General features: G+C 41.4%; 15 protein-coding genes. 14 read left to right on the forward strand and 1 reads right to left on the reverse strand.

Translation table 11 applies throughout. The annotated features are described in order from the left end of the window. Positions 1-108: 108 nt before the first annotated feature. Positions 109-1,269 carry an acyltransferase family protein gene (locus PIECOFPK_RS03880; RefSeq protein ID WP_330973096.1) on the reverse strand — a complete coding sequence of 387 codons (1,161 nt, stop codon included), beginning with the start codon at positions 1,267-1,269 and terminating at the stop codon, positions 109-111. Between the two features lie 148 nt (positions 1,270-1,417). On the opposite strand from PIECOFPK_RS03880, the gene rfbB reads away from it, so the two are divergent. The 14 genes from rfbB (at position 1,418) to rplQ (ending at position 13,459) form a co-directional block, all read left to right on the forward strand. After that, positions 1,418-2,506, forward strand: a complete 1,089-nt coding sequence (gene rfbB / locus PIECOFPK_RS03885) for a dTDP-glucose 4,6-dehydratase (protein ID WP_409966556.1) — start codon at positions 1,418-1,420, stop codon at positions 2,504-2,506. Positions 2,507-2,623: 117 nt separating this feature from the next. Then, positions 2,624-3,484, forward strand: a complete 861-nt coding sequence (gene rfbA / locus PIECOFPK_RS03890; RefSeq protein ID WP_330973098.1) for a glucose-1-phosphate thymidylyltransferase RfbA — start codon at positions 2,624-2,626, stop codon at positions 3,482-3,484. Between the two features lie 65 nt (positions 3,485-3,549). Further along, positions 3,550-4,872: a UDP-glucose dehydrogenase family protein gene (locus PIECOFPK_RS03895; protein WP_409966557.1), complete on the forward strand. Its 1,323-nt coding sequence runs from the start codon at positions 3,550-3,552 to the stop codon at positions 4,870-4,872. Between the two features lie 2 nt (positions 4,873-4,874). Then, a complete protein-coding gene (locus tag PIECOFPK_RS03900) occupies positions 4,875-5,858 on the forward strand; it encodes a UDP-glucuronic acid decarboxylase family protein (protein WP_330973100.1) in 984 nt (327 codons plus the stop codon). 243 nt (positions 5,859-6,101) lie between these two features. Next, a complete protein-coding gene (locus tag PIECOFPK_RS03905) occupies positions 6,102-6,605 on the forward strand; it encodes an RNA polymerase sigma factor (RefSeq protein ID WP_330973101.1) in 504 nt (167 codons plus the stop codon). A 150-nt stretch (positions 6,606-6,755) separates the two neighbouring features. After that, on the forward strand, positions 6,756-8,870 hold the full coding sequence (gene recG, locus PIECOFPK_RS03910) for an ATP-dependent DNA helicase RecG (RefSeq protein ID WP_330973576.1): 2,115 nt from the start codon (positions 6,756-6,758) through the stop codon (positions 8,868-8,870). Between the two features lie 100 nt (positions 8,871-8,970). Next, a complete protein-coding gene (locus PIECOFPK_RS03915; protein WP_330973102.1) occupies positions 8,971-9,363 on the forward strand; it encodes a hypothetical protein in 393 nt (130 codons plus the stop codon). Positions 9,364-9,534: 171 nt separating this feature from the next. Beyond that, a complete protein-coding gene (infA, locus tag PIECOFPK_RS03920) occupies positions 9,535-9,756 on the forward strand; it encodes a translation initiation factor IF-1 (RefSeq protein WP_330973103.1) in 222 nt (73 codons plus the stop codon). A 26-nt stretch (positions 9,757-9,782) separates the two neighbouring features. After that, on the forward strand, positions 9,783-9,899 hold the full coding sequence (ykgO, locus tag PIECOFPK_RS03925; RefSeq protein WP_071597075.1) for a type B 50S ribosomal protein L36: 117 nt from the start codon (positions 9,783-9,785) through the stop codon (positions 9,897-9,899). A 34-nt stretch (positions 9,900-9,933) separates the two neighbouring features. Then, entirely contained in the window at positions 9,934-10,314 is a 381-nt protein-coding gene (rpsM, locus tag PIECOFPK_RS03930) for a 30S ribosomal protein S13 (protein WP_330973104.1), read from the forward strand. A gap of 156 nt (positions 10,315-10,470) precedes the next feature. Further along, positions 10,471-10,872 carry a 30S ribosomal protein S11 gene (gene rpsK / locus PIECOFPK_RS03935; protein ID WP_330973105.1) on the forward strand — a complete coding sequence of 134 codons (402 nt, stop codon included), beginning with the start codon at positions 10,471-10,473 and terminating at the stop codon, positions 10,870-10,872. Positions 10,873-11,038: 166 nt separating this feature from the next. Further along, positions 11,039-11,644, forward strand: coding sequence for a 30S ribosomal protein S4 (rpsD, locus tag PIECOFPK_RS03940; protein WP_330973106.1), 606 nt, complete (start codon positions 11,039-11,041; stop codon positions 11,642-11,644). 109 nt (positions 11,645-11,753) lie between these two features. Then, the gene (locus PIECOFPK_RS03945) at positions 11,754-12,752 is read left to right on the forward strand and encodes a DNA-directed RNA polymerase subunit alpha (protein ID WP_409966558.1); all 999 of its coding nucleotides are present in this window, start codon (positions 11,754-11,756) and stop codon (positions 12,750-12,752) included. Between the two features lie 107 nt (positions 12,753-12,859). Continuing rightward, complete coding sequence (rplQ, locus tag PIECOFPK_RS03950) at positions 12,860-13,459, forward strand: 50S ribosomal protein L17 (RefSeq protein WP_409966559.1); 600 nt, start codon at positions 12,860-12,862, stop codon at positions 13,457-13,459. Positions 13,460-13,498 lie beyond the last annotated feature (39 nt).

Consider the following 13,498-nt stretch of genomic DNA (forward strand, 5'->3'; position numbering starts at 1 on the left):
CGGATAGGCTAGTTTTAGAGTTTTTTTAACGTATGCAAAATTAGCCCCGTGCTGCGGAAATGGAGGATTTTACCACAGCCATGAATTTGAAAATATTAGAAAGAAGTGTCAAACCTTGATATAGATCTTCTTTTTGTCTAGCCACCAGCAAATAAACCACATAAAGATGATGATGCACACGGCATACATTAGCGAGCCTAGGCGTGGATCACCGGGAAGATGCATCCAAACTTTCTTGTAAAGAAAATTCCAGAAAGTGGTACCGTCTTGCGCTTTAAAAAGCGATGCAGTTTTGGGTAAGAAGGCGCTCAGCGCAAAAATGAATAAAGGATTTTTGCCAAATACTTCAAAAAAACGCGTAGGGAAACCTTTGTACTGCTTTACTTCTACGAAGTAAATCATAGTGGCCAGTGTAATCATCGCCAGCCCTGAAGTGTACACGGTAAAAGAGCTGGTCCATATTTTTTTGTTGATGGGGAAAAGCATGTCCCAGCAAAAACCGGTTACTAAGAGCGCCACGCCGGCGATGAATAAACCGGTAAGTGTTTTATAAATGGCATTCGGTTCGGTACTGGAAGCATTATTTCTGATATAGATACCCGTAAAATAGCCGAGAATTACCTCTACAATTGCCGATAATGTACTTAAAATACCCTCCGGGTCGAAAGGTACACCTTCGCCTTTGTACATGTGGGGTACGTGTAGAATAGCTTTATCAACCTGTGTGCCCCACCACCCTTCCAGACTGTAGGGGTCGGCAGGGTTCGCTATCAAACAAATGCACCAATAACCCAGCAATAATAAAAGTCCGGTAAGGAAGGCGGCTTTGGGTTTTAAATAATAAACGATAACCGAAGCAAAAAAATAACAAAGTGCGATGCGTTGCAGTACGCCTAAAATGCGCACACCACGTTCAGGGTTGCTCTGACTGACCCAGCCAATGGGCTCCAATACGCCTTCGTGCCATCTTACAAAAGGATACCAATTTAGAAATAGCCCAATACCGAAAATCATTAATGTTCTTTTGATCACCTTTCTCCAAAAGGCCGCATCACCACCCTCTTGTAACCTCGGCATTACAAAAGCCATGGCATTACCCACTGCAAATAAAAAGAACGGAAATACTAGATCAGTAGGAGTGAGGCCATGCCATGCGGCGTGCTTTAATGGAGGATAAATATGGGACCAACTGCCGGGATTATTTACTAATATCATTAAGCATACTGTGGCTCCTCTGAAGATATCAAGAGATTGATAACGTACTTTCATGAAACGAAGGCTTCAGCTATTATAAATTAAGGGATGTCGGTTTTAAAATTACATAACTTTATTGAGCCATAGTAAAAATTGCTATAGGACTATTAATTTCCCCGAACAATAACATACAACTATCTTTGTCATTTAAAGTGTGAACTAAATGTATCAAAGAACCGTATTTATTACAGGAGGTGCGGGCTTTATAGGCTCTCATGTAGTGAGGTTATTTGTGAATAAGTATCCGAATTATAAAATTGTCAATTTGGATGCTTTGACCTATGCAGGTAATCTGGAGAATTTGAAGGATGTTGAAGATAAGCCGAATTATGTGTTTGAGAAGATAGATATTGTGGATGCGGCTGCCGTTAATGAATTATTTAAAAAGTATCAGCCGGACGGAGTAATTCATCTGGCTGCAGAAAGTCATGTGGACCGCTCCATCCATTCTCCTCTGGATTTTGTATACACCAACGTCATCGGAACCGTAAATCTGCTCAATGCAGCAAAGGATTTGTGGTTGGGTACAACGCACCCTTCGGGAGGAACTTGGGAGCAAGCACGGTTTCATCATGTATCCACGGATGAGGTGTATGGCTCATTAGGCGAAACGGGTTTCTTTACTGAAGCAACACCTTATGACCCCCATTCACCCTATTCAGCATCCAAAGCGGCTTCGGACCATTTTGTAAAAGCTTATGCCGATACTTATGGCTTGCCAATAGTGATTACTAATTGCTCTAATAATTATGGACCTAATCATTTTCCGGAAAAGCTTATTCCGTTAATGATTCATAATATCATTCATAATAAACCGCTCCCCGTATATGGTGACGGGAAAAATACGCGCGACTGGTTATACGTAATTGATCATGCAAGAGCTATCGATCTTGTGTTTCATAAAGGACGTAATGGTGAGAAATATAATGTAGGAGGTTTTAATGAGTGGAAAAATATAGATCTAGTAAAGCTGTTGTGCAAACTAATGGATGAGAAACTGGGCCGCCCCGCCGGTACCAGTGAGCAGTTGATTACTTTTGTTAAAGATCGCCCGGGGCACGATTTGCGTTATGCTATTGATGCTACAAAAATTCACAAAGAACTGGGCTGGTCTCCCTCGGTAACTTTTGAGGAAGGATTGTCACAGACTATAGATTGGTTTCTTAATAATCAGGAGTGGTTGAATCATGTAACTAGTGGAGAATATCAGCAGTACTATAAGAAACAGTACAATTTGGATGCACCAAAATAATGTCTACTGTAGTATGGTAGTATAAAAAATGTGTGGGTTTGCAGGATATTGTGGTATAATTTTAGCCTGTAGTGGTAATATCTAATAACAGGCTTTTAAAATTTAAAGTATATCGAAATGAAAGGAATTATACTCGCCGGAGGCTCTGGCACTAGACTTTATCCTATTACAAAAGCAATCAGCAAGCAGTTAATGCCGATATACGACAAGCCTATGATTTATTACCCATTATCGGTGTTGATGATGGCCGGAATTCGTGAAATACTAATTATTACTACACCAGAGGATCAGGCAGGGTTTCAGCGGCTACTGGGTGATGGGTCGAGAGTGGGATGTAGCTTTAGTTATGCTGTGCAGGAAGTCCCCAATGGTCTAGCTCAGGCGTTTGTAATTGGCGCCGATTTTATAGGCAATGATAAGGTTGCCCTCATACTAGGTGATAATATTTTTTATGGTACTGGCTTAGGCACACAACTAAAAAAGCTTACTGATATTGACGGGGGATATGTATTTGCTTATCCCGTAAGTGATCCTCAACGCTATGGCGTGGTAGAGTTTGATGAGAATATGGTGGCAGTGTCTATTGAGGAAAAACCGCAGTACCCCAAATCTAATTATGCGGTACCGGGCTTATATTTTTATGATAATTCCGTAGTGGATATTGCTCGTCAACTAAGGCCGTCTGCGAGGGGGGAATATGAAATTACCGATGTCAATAAAATTTACTTAGAACAAGGGAAATTACACGTGGCTGTATTAGATAGAGGTACTGCCTGGCTGGACACCGGAACTTTCGATTCACTCACCGATGCGTCGGAGTTTGTGCGCGTTATTGAGAAACGTCAGGGTTATAAGATAGGATGTATAGAAGAAATTGCCTGGCGTAATGGGTTTATCACTAAAGAACAACTCAATGCTTTGGGTGACGAACTTATTAAAAGTGGATATGGTGCCTATTTAAAGAATCTGAATAAATAAAAAATATTGAGAGAGGAAAGCGTACAACTTAAACGCTCCTCTTTACTATAAATACATCACACGATATGAAAATAGCTGTAGTTGGAACAGGCTATGTTGGCTTGGTAACAGGAACCTGCTTTGCAGAGACGGGAAATATAGTACATTGTGTAGATGTGGATGAAAAGAAAATAGCTCTTCTAAAGAAAGGAAAATCGCCTATTTATGAGCCGGGTTTAGAAGTGCTGTTGCATAGAAATCTTAGAGAAAAACGTATTGTTTTTACCACGGATTTAAAGCTGGCAGTTGATAAATCCGATATCATCTTTCTCGCACTTCCTACACCCCCAGGCGAGGATGGCTCCGCCGATCTAAAATACATTTTAGAAGTAGCACAGAAACTAGCTACGATAATTACCAAGTATAAGATAATTGTTAATAAAAGCACGGTCCCAGTAGGAACTGCTGACAAAGTAACTGCGATACTGGCAGAGAAGTTACCGCGGGAACTGTTTGATGTAGTATCCAATCCTGAGTTTTTACGGGAAGGAATTGCAGTGGATGATTTCTTAAAGCCTGACCGTGTAGTTATTGGTACTACTTCCGAAAGGGCAAAAACTATCATGCATGAGCTGTATCAGCCGTTCGTGAGGCAAGGCAATCCTATATACTTCATGGATGAACGTAGCGCCGAGATGACTAAATACGTTGCCAACTCTTATCTGGCTATGCGTATTTCATTTATGAACGAAGTGGCTAATCTTTGTGAACGTACGGGTGCTAATGTGGATCTTGTAAGAATTGGCATTGGCAGCGACAGCAGAATTGGTAAGCGTTTTCTTTTTCCAGGAATCGGATATGGCGGGAGTTGTTTCCCCAAAGATGTAAAGGCGTTGCATTATACCGCTAAAGCCAATAAGTATAACTTCAAATTGCTGGACACTGTTATGCAGGTTAATGCCCAGCAGAAGAAAATTCTTTTTCAGAAAATAAAAAAATACTATAAAAATGACTTGAAAGGCAAGCAGTTTGCCATTTGGGGGCTGTCTTTTAAGCCTGAGACAGATGATATCCGAGAAGCCCCCTCTCTAGAACTGATACAGGACTTGTTGGATGCCGAGGCTAAAGTATCTGTTTATGATCCTGTGGCGATGGGGAATGTCAAAAAAGTTTTCGGTAGTAAAGTTAAATACCAAAAAAATCAATATGAGGGATTAAAAAATGCCGATGCATTGGTGATTGTTACGGAATGGAGCGAATTCAGAAATCCTGATTATGAGCGTATGGTAAAATATTTGAAATCGAAAGTTATATTCGATGGCAGAAATGTTTATAGCCTAGAGAAGATGGAGGAGCTGGGATTTTATTATAACAGCATTGGTAGAAGAACTATCCACGGTAAACAATGAGCATGAAAAAGCGGGTGTTAATTACCGGAGCCGCCGGTTTTTTGGGATCACATTTGTGTGACAGATTCATCCAGGAGGGGTATTCTGTCATAGGGATGGATAATCTTATTACGGGGGATCTCAAAAATCTAGAGCACTTGTTTCCGCATCCCGACTTTGAGTTTTATCATCACGATGTAACCAAGTATATTCATATATCTGGTAGACTGGATTATATCCTACATTTTGCTTCACCGGCTAGTCCTATTGATTATATGCGCATTCCTATTCAAACCCTCAAAGTAGGGGCGATGGGCACGCACAATTGTTTGGGACTGGCAAAAGCAAAAGGGGCCCGCATTCTCGTTGCTTCCACCAGCGAAGTGTATGGCGATCCGCTGGTGCATCCGCAGTCCGAAGAGTACTGGGGGAATGTCAATCCGGTTGGTCCAAGGGGTGTGTACGACGAGGCTAAACGATATCTGGAGTCCATCACTATGGCGTATCATTCTTTTCACAAGGTGGATACGCGTATCGTACGCATATTTAATACATATGGCCCACGTATGCGGCTCAATGATGGCAGGGCGCTGCCCACCTTTATTGGACAGGCGCTCCGTGGAGAGAACATTACGGTATTCGGCGATGGTTCCCAAACTAGAAGTTTTTGTTATGTCAGCGATTTGGTTGAAGGCATTTACCGGCTGCTCCTAAGCGATTATGTGTATCCTATCAATATTGGTAATCCCGATGAAATTACATTGAAGGATTTTGCCGAAGAAATTCTGAAACTTACAGGCAACACCGTAAAAATTGTATTTAAACCCTTACCTCCCGAAGATCCCAAGCAAAGAAAGCCGGATATTACTAAGGCCAGAACCATCTTAAACTGGGAACCCACGGTAAGCCGAGCCGAAGGACTACGAAAAACCTACGAATATTTTAAATCCCTTCCTCCCGAAGAATGGTATAAGCAACCAAAAGAATTTCAATCTCGTCAGGAGTAAAGAAAAGAGGCCGGTTGACATCTTTTCCAGATCACATGTAATTCCTGATTGGTGGCAGTGTGTACTTATTGTCATGTATGAGGGTTTATTTTGGCATAGTTGAGAGGCGGTTTCGCCTGTTTTATGCAGTAATGGCATATCTCCCCAATCGGTAAAGTTTTTGTAATATTTTTCGCGGTCGAGATTTACTTGGTATTTAAACAGTAATTTTGGCCCTCATTCTTCACCCCTTAAACAGGCAGCATGGAAAAAGAAAAGGAATTCAGTGAGTTGTTGGTTGACAATGCCGGTTTTTTAAAACCTTTCGCTATTAATCTTACGAAGAATAACGAAACAGCCAACGATCTGTACCAGGAAACCCTCTACAAAGCCCTGGCAAACAAGGAAAAATACAATTCTGGTACCAATATTAAAGCATGGTTATTTACAATCATGCGAAATATCTTTATCAATGACTACCGACGTAATGCAAAGCGTAAAACCGTATTTGATAATACTCCGGAAGATTATCTCATTAACATGCGTCAGGTATCTGTCTCCAACTCTGCAGAAAGCACGTTAAGGTTAAAGGAGATTGAAGCTGCCATCGAGAATCTGCCGGAAACCTTTAAGGTACCTTTTCGTTTGTATTATGAAGGTTATAAGTATCAGGAAATTGCGGAGTATTTGGATGAACCTCTGGGTACGATTAAAAGTCGCATTCACTTTGCCCGTAAGCTACTGAAAGAACAAATCAATCGATATTAAGATATTCTATCCCGCCCCTGTGCGGGATTTTTTATTAATTGCTACAACAAATTTGTGTGCGGAAAGGCAATGCTCAGAGCCTTTTTATGATGTATACCAATTAAATTCGCAGTTCTTAATAGGGTATTCATCATCGCGCCGAGTAATAACATATTATCCAGTCCCATTGTCTACCTCAAGGGGGTAGGGCCTCAGCGTGCCGAGCTTTTGCAAAAAGAGCTCAATATCTTTACTTTTAATGACTTATTGCATCATTTTCCGTATAGGCATGTGGATAAGACCAAGATTACTACTGTCGCCGAAGCGGAGTTTATGCTACATTCCGGAGGCAAGCAAGATGCCTATGCTCAATTTGTAGGTGTATTGGGGCCTTTTGAAGTGATAGGAGAGAAAAGAGCGCGTAGACTGGTATCTTACCTTAAAGATAAGACGGGAACCATAGAGCTTGTATGGTTTAGTGCCATTCATCTTATTCAGAAGATTTTGCGTCCTGGTACACCTTATATTGCCTATGGGAGGTTAAGTTCATTTCAAAATAAAGTACAGATCGTACATCCCGAAATGGAGTTATGGGCACCAGAAAAACTGGCCGGTAAAAGTTATTTGGAGCCTATTTATCCATCTACCGAAAAACTAAAAGCCAAAAATCTGGGAGGCAAGCAAATTGGAAATCTTATACAGGCACTCTTGCCTCAGCTTACTCCCAATGATCTTCCCGAAAATCTTCCTGCGAATGTCATCAACAACCTGAAACTCATTTCTCGATTCGAGGCCTATCAGTATATTCATTTTCCTCCTTCTCAGCAGCACTATTTGGCTGCCCTACGGCGCCTCAAGTTTGAAGAAATTTTTATGGCTCAGATGCGGCTGAATTTATTGCGCTCGCAACGTCATCGTTTTTCAAAGGGGGTGGTGTTTGAAATCGTAGGACATTATTTCAATACTTTTTACAAAAATCATCTGCCTTTTGAACTTACCGGAGCCCAGAAACGTGTATTGAGAGAGATTCGAAACGATACAGCTCGCGGGCGACAGATGAACCGTTTGTTGCAGGGCGATGTGGGTAGTGGTAAAACCATTGTAGCCTTGTTGAGTATGCTTTTGGCTGCCGACAATAACTATCAGTCGGTAATGATGGCACCTACTGAAATTCTCGCCCGACAACACTTTCAAGGAATTGCAGATCTGCTGAAAGATATGGATATTAGGGTAGCGTTGCTTACGGGTTCGGTAAAAGGTAAGGAACGTAAGAGCATCCTGCAAGGTGTTTCGGATGGGAGTATTCAACTACTTATCGGTACCCATGCAGTGATTGAAGATGCTGTACAGTTTAAAAACCTAGGTTTGGTGATTATTGATGAGCAACATCGCTTTGGGGTGGCTCAACGGGCGCGTTTGTGGGAGAAAAACGAAATTCCACCTCATGTACTGGTAATGACGGCTACCCCAATACCGCGAACGTTAGCTATGACAGCTTACGGCGATTTAGATTATAGCGTCATCGATGAGCTGCCTCCGGGGCGACAGCCGGTGCATACCATACATCGGTATGATCATGAACGTAGCTTGGTGATGGATTTCTTAAAAGCGGAGATAGCCAAAGGCCGTCAGGTGTACATTATTTTCCCGCTCATTGAGGAAAGCTCCAAGCTGGATTACGAAAACTTGATGCGTGGTTATGAAGAAATCAAAACTTATTTTCCCGAACCGCAATACTGGATAAGTGTGGTGCATGGCAAGCAACCTGCAGCTCAGAAAGAAGAAAACATGCGACGGTTTGTAGTGCATGACACACAAATCATGGTATCTACTACGGTGATAGAAGTAGGTGTAAATGTGCCTAATGCCACCGTAATGGTTATAGAAAGTGCTGAAAAATTCGGTTTATCCCAGTTGCATCAGCTGCGGGGGAGAGTGGGGCGCGGCTCTGAAAAAAGCTATTGTATCTTGCTGACAAGTCGCAAATTGAGCAATGATGCCCGTGAGCGCATGAAGATTATGACAGCTACTACCAACGGTTTTGAGATTGCCGAAAAAGACCTAGAACTACGAGGGCCCGGCGATATCGAAGGCACCCGCCAAAGTGGTATGCTAAACTTTAAACTGGCGAATATCGTCAATGACAGAAGCATGGTAGATGCAGCAAAAAAAGTCTGCGAGGACTTATTAACCGATGATCCCGACCTTATGAAGCCCGAAAATGAGCCTCTAAAACTTTATTTGCAGTCGCAGAAAGGAAAAACCATCTGGAGTAAGATCTCATAGGCTTTATCTGTCTTTTAAATTTGCCCAATCCAGTTCTTTAGTTTAAATTTAATACTGATAACCTTGTTAAGCCATTTGAAATAACCTAAAACCTTGAGTTATGAAACTATCTGAATTAAAGCCCGGAGACTGGGTATTATTGAACGACGAAGGCGTAGAAAGAGAAGGTACTGTTATAGAAGTTAGCAAAGAAGACAATAAAGTGTTGGTACACAACGGTATACAGGAATTTTGGTATGAAATTGAAAACATCAGTCCTGTACCGTTGTCCGAGGAGCAACTTCTAAAATTGGGTTTTGAAAGAATGCCCTATGAGGGCGGTGCCAAGTATGGAAAAGGGCCTTTTAGAGTGGTAGTGCCGGCACCTGATGATTTCTCTAAGGTTGAGGCATGGTATCGGGAGGATAAAAGATATTTTGATCATCCCATTATGGTACATCATCTACAAAATATTTACCTAGATATGACCAAGGTACAATTGCAGGCAAATTAAGTATAAGATATTGAAAGGATTGATGATATGAATTAAATAATTTTTCAATCAATAATATTTCAAGGATAATTTTAGTCTAATTATTTTTGTGCTTATAATACCTGCTCTGATAATTTTAGGGCGGGTTTTTTGTTTTTAACATTTTATCCCTATCTTTGCAGCCCTAAATTTATGGCTAAACAACCCTTAATAAAACAAGACGGTGTTATTTTAGAGGCCTTGTCCAACGCTATGTTCAGGGTAAAACTGGAAAATGGGCATGAAATACTCGCCACAATTTCCGGTAAAATGAGGATGCACTACATCCGCATATTACCTGGCGATAAAGTTGGATTAGAGATGTCGCCATACGATTTAACCCGCGGGCGCATCAATTTTAGGTATAAAAATTAAAAGCTTCAAATCTTAAAACAAAAAAGATGAGAGTAAGAGCATCCATAAAGAAACGTAGCGCGGACTGCAAAATTGTACGCCGTAAAGGGAAACTGTACGTGATTAACAAAAAGAATCCCCGTTTCAAACAAAGACAGGGATAATTAAGAACATAAAAATTCTAAATTAAAAATCAATATGGCGCGTATTGCCGGTGTAGACTTACCAAAAAACAAAAGAGGTGAAATAGGCCTGACCTATATTTATGGAATCGGCCTTTCTACGGCGAGGTATATTCTGGACAAGAATAACATAGACCGTAACAAGAAAGTAAGTGAGTGGGACGATGACGATCTGAACGCCATTCGTACTACTATCACTGAAGAACTGAAAGTGGAAGGTCAGTTGCGTAGCGAGGTGCAAATGAATATCAAGCGTTTGCTGGATATCGCTTGCTATCGTGGTCTTCGTCACAGAAAAGGTTTGCCGGTTCGTGGGCAGCGTACTAAAACCAACAGCCGCACACGTAAGGGTAAACGTAAAACAGTTGCCGGTAAGAAGAAAGCTGCTAAGAAATAATTTAGCGAAAGCCTGGAGTGTCCTTACTTCAAGGCTTTTTCTATTGCACCATATAATCACCAAATCAATTACGGAAGCTAGGTGCAGGACTAGGGTTGATTTGGGTTCCGCTAAGAGCGGAATTATTTATTTTTTAAAGATTACCTAATTAAGAAAATGGCAAAAGCACAATTAAGCGCAAAAGCAGCAGCAAAGAAAAGAGTCGTTAAAGTGGACGCCTACGGTGATGCCCACATTGCTGCAACTTTCAACAACATTATTATCAGTCTTACCAATAAAAGCGGTCAGGTAATTTCATGGAGTAGTGCCGGTAAAATGGGTTTCCGTGGTTCTAAGAAAAATACTCCATATGCTGCTCAAACTGCAGCTGCCGATGCGGCTAAAGTAGCAGTAGATGCAGGACTGAAAAGAGTGGATGTATATGTGAAAGGTCCTGGTTCGGGTAGAGAAAGTGCGATTCGTTCTTTAGCTCAGGCCGGACTGGAAATTGTGATGATTAAAGACGTAACTCCGCTGCCACACAACGGATGTCGTCCTCCCAAGAAAAGAAGAGTTTAAACTATAGCAGACAATGGTTGTTGTACGCCTTTGTGTCAGCGGCCATTGTTTATATTTTTAAGCCAATTGCATTTCATTTTAAAAAAGGGTACACAATTAATTTTTTCCAAGGCTTTTTAATGATTGCTGTACCGGTTTCTAAAAAAGCCTAAATGAAAGTATAATTATGGCACGTTACACAGGTCCTAAGACCAAAATCTCCCGCATTTTCGGAGAGCCTATTTTAGGTAATGGTAAGTGGTTGGGTAAAAACAGCAACCCTCCCGGTCAACATGGTGAAAAGCGTAAACGCAAGACTTTAGGTGAATACGCTTTGCAATTGCGTGAAAAGCAAAAAGCAAAATACACATACGGTGTATTGGAAAAGCAATTCCGCAAAACTTACGAAGAAGCTAACCGTCGTAAAGGTGTTACCGGTGAAAACCTTATCAAGTTACTTGAATCTCGTTTGGACAACACTGTTTTCCGTTTAGGTCTTGCTCCCAGCCGTCCGGCTGCACGTCAGTTAGTAAGCCATAAACACATTGAGGTAAATGGCGAGGTGGTTAATATCCCTAGCTATTTGCTGAAACCAGGAGACGTGATTACATTAAAAGAATCCAGCAAAAATCGTAGCTCTATTACCAGCAACGTAAAAGGTAAGAATCCTAAATTCACTTGGCTGGACTTTAATGAATCTACTTTTACCGGTACTTTCATCACCTATCCCGAAAGGGAAATGGTTCCTGAAAACATCAGAGAACAGTTGATTGTTGAATTGTACAACAAGTAATAAGGATATGGGTTGAAGGGGCAGTTGGTTATGGGCTGGATATGTTCATAAGCATCTATCAACTGTAAACTTACATCGTTACTTACCATTCACTCTATAAAAATAAAATATGGCAATTTTAAATTTCCAGAAGCCTGATAAGATAATCTTACAGAAAGCCTCTGACTTTGAAGCCCAGTTCGAGTTTGCTCCATTAGAACCAGGTTATGGTGTTACTATCGGAAATGCGCTGCGCAGGGTTTTACTGAGCTCTTTGGAAGGTTATGCTATCTCGGCTATCAAAATAGAAGGCGTTGACCACGAGTTTGCTACCATCAAAGGCGTTAGTGAAGACGTGGTGGAAATTATTCTCAACTTAAAGCAGGTTCGTTTCAAGAAAATTGTGGAGCATGAAGCTGCTAATGAGAAAATTTCTCTTTCTATTAAAAATCAAACCCAGTTTACTGCAGGTATGATTGGCGAAGGCACTCAGTCCTTCCAAATAATGAATCCGGATTTGCTGATTTGCACGCTGGACTCCTCTGCAAAACTGGATATCGAGTTAACTATTAGCAAAGGCCGCGGATATGTTCCTGCTGAAGAAAGCGCAGTGAAAGATGCTCCTGCTGGTCTGATCCCAATAGACTCCATCTTCACACCTATTAAAAACGTAAAATACAGCGTTGAAAATACCCGTGTGGAACAGCGTACCGACTACGAGAAGCTGATTATGGAAGTTGTAACCGACGGTACCATCCATCCGGAAGAGGCTGTTAAGCAAGCCAGCCGTATCTTGATCCAGCATCTGATGATTATTACAGATGAAAACATCACCTTCGATAATAAAGAAGAGAAGAAGGAAGATCTGGTGGACGAATCAACCTTACAGTTGCGTAAGATTCTGAAAACTCCGCTAGAGGATCTGGATCTGTCTGTACGTGCGTTCAACTGTTTGAAAGCCGCTAAGATTAACTCTCTGAGCGAGCTGGTACAATACGAACAGGAGGATTTGATGAAGTTCAGAAACTTCGGTCAGAAATCACTTGCTGAAATCGAGCAGGTACTGAACGAAAGAGGACTGCACTTCGGAATGGATTTGCAGAAGTTGGGAATTGAAAAGGAAGATTAATCGTTTATTCTAATTTTTATAAGTAGGCTGTAATTCCTGACACGGTACAGCCGAATTTATTAACCGGTCTGCCCGGTTTACCGGGTTGAACCTCAAATTATCATGTCATGCGTCACGGAGACAAAATCAAAAATTTAAGTCGCACTAAAGCACACAGAGATGCTTTATTAGCTAATCTTTCTTGTCAGTTGATCAAGCACAAGCGTATTGTGACTACGCTGGCTAAAGCTAAAGCACTGCGTGTGTTTGTTGAACCGCTGATTACAAAGAGTAAAGAAAACACAACTCATCAGCGTCGTGTAGTATTCAGCCGTCTACAGGATAAAGAGGCTATTAAGGAACTGTTTGGTACTATTGCACCGAAAGTTGCTGGCCGCCCAGGTGGTTATACACGTATTATTAAACTGGGATTCCGTCCTGGGGATGCTGCTGAAAAAGCGATGATTGAGTTAGTTGACTTTAACGAAATTTACGGTAAAGGTGTAGGTGAAGACAAAACCACCACTACCAAACGTACACGTCGTCGCGGCGGTAAGAAAAAAGCTGAAGCTACTGAAGCAGCTCCTGCTGCTACAGAAACAGCAGTGGCTGAAGAAGCAAAACAAGAAGATGCAGCACCTGCTCCTGAGGCTCCTGCACAAGCAGAAGCACCAAAAGATGAAGCCGGTGAAGCAAAAGAAGAAGGTAACGAAGAAGCAAAGGCTTAGTTCGTTCTTTCATAAAAAAACTAAAGCCTCGCAATTTGC

The organism is Chitinophagaceae bacterium C216, assembly GCA_028485475.2.
Classification (GTDB): domain Bacteria; phylum Bacteroidota; class Bacteroidia; order Chitinophagales; family Chitinophagaceae; genus Niabella; species Niabella composti.

Excerpts from the sequence above, each read along its gene's own strand:
- PIECOFPK_RS03880 (WP_330973096.1), bottom strand. The coding sequence starts at position 1,269 with ATGAAAGTACGTTATCAATCTCTTGATATCTTCAGAGGAGCCACAGTA.
- rfbB (WP_409966556.1), top strand. The coding sequence starts at position 1,418 with ATGTATCAAAGAACCGTATTTATTACAGGAGGTGCGGGCTTTATAGGC.
- rfbA (WP_330973098.1), top strand. The coding sequence starts at position 2,624 with ATGAAAGGAATTATACTCGCCGGAGGCTCTGGCACTAGACTTTATCCT.
- PIECOFPK_RS03895 (WP_409966557.1), top strand. The coding sequence starts at position 3,550 with ATGAAAATAGCTGTAGTTGGAACAGGCTATGTTGGCTTGGTAACAGGA.
- PIECOFPK_RS03900 (WP_330973100.1), top strand. The coding sequence starts at position 4,875 with ATGAAAAAGCGGGTGTTAATTACCGGAGCCGCCGGTTTTTTGGGATCA.
- PIECOFPK_RS03905 (WP_330973101.1), top strand. The coding sequence starts at position 6,102 with ATGGAAAAAGAAAAGGAATTCAGTGAGTTGTTGGTTGACAATGCCGGT.
- PIECOFPK_RS03915 (WP_330973102.1), top strand. The coding sequence starts at position 8,971 with ATGAAACTATCTGAATTAAAGCCCGGAGACTGGGTATTATTGAACGAC.
- infA (WP_330973103.1), top strand. The coding sequence starts at position 9,535 with ATGGCTAAACAACCCTTAATAAAACAAGACGGTGTTATTTTAGAGGCC.
- ykgO (WP_071597075.1), top strand. The coding sequence starts at position 9,783 with ATGAGAGTAAGAGCATCCATAAAGAAACGTAGCGCGGACTGCAAAATT.
- rpsM (WP_330973104.1), top strand. The coding sequence starts at position 9,934 with ATGGCGCGTATTGCCGGTGTAGACTTACCAAAAAACAAAAGAGGTGAA.
- rpsK (WP_330973105.1), top strand. The coding sequence starts at position 10,471 with ATGGCAAAAGCACAATTAAGCGCAAAAGCAGCAGCAAAGAAAAGAGTC.
- rpsD (WP_330973106.1), top strand. The coding sequence starts at position 11,039 with ATGGCACGTTACACAGGTCCTAAGACCAAAATCTCCCGCATTTTCGGA.
- PIECOFPK_RS03945 (WP_409966558.1), top strand. The coding sequence starts at position 11,754 with ATGGCAATTTTAAATTTCCAGAAGCCTGATAAGATAATCTTACAGAAA.
- rplQ (WP_409966559.1), top strand. The coding sequence starts at position 12,860 with ATGCGTCACGGAGACAAAATCAAAAATTTAAGTCGCACTAAAGCACAC.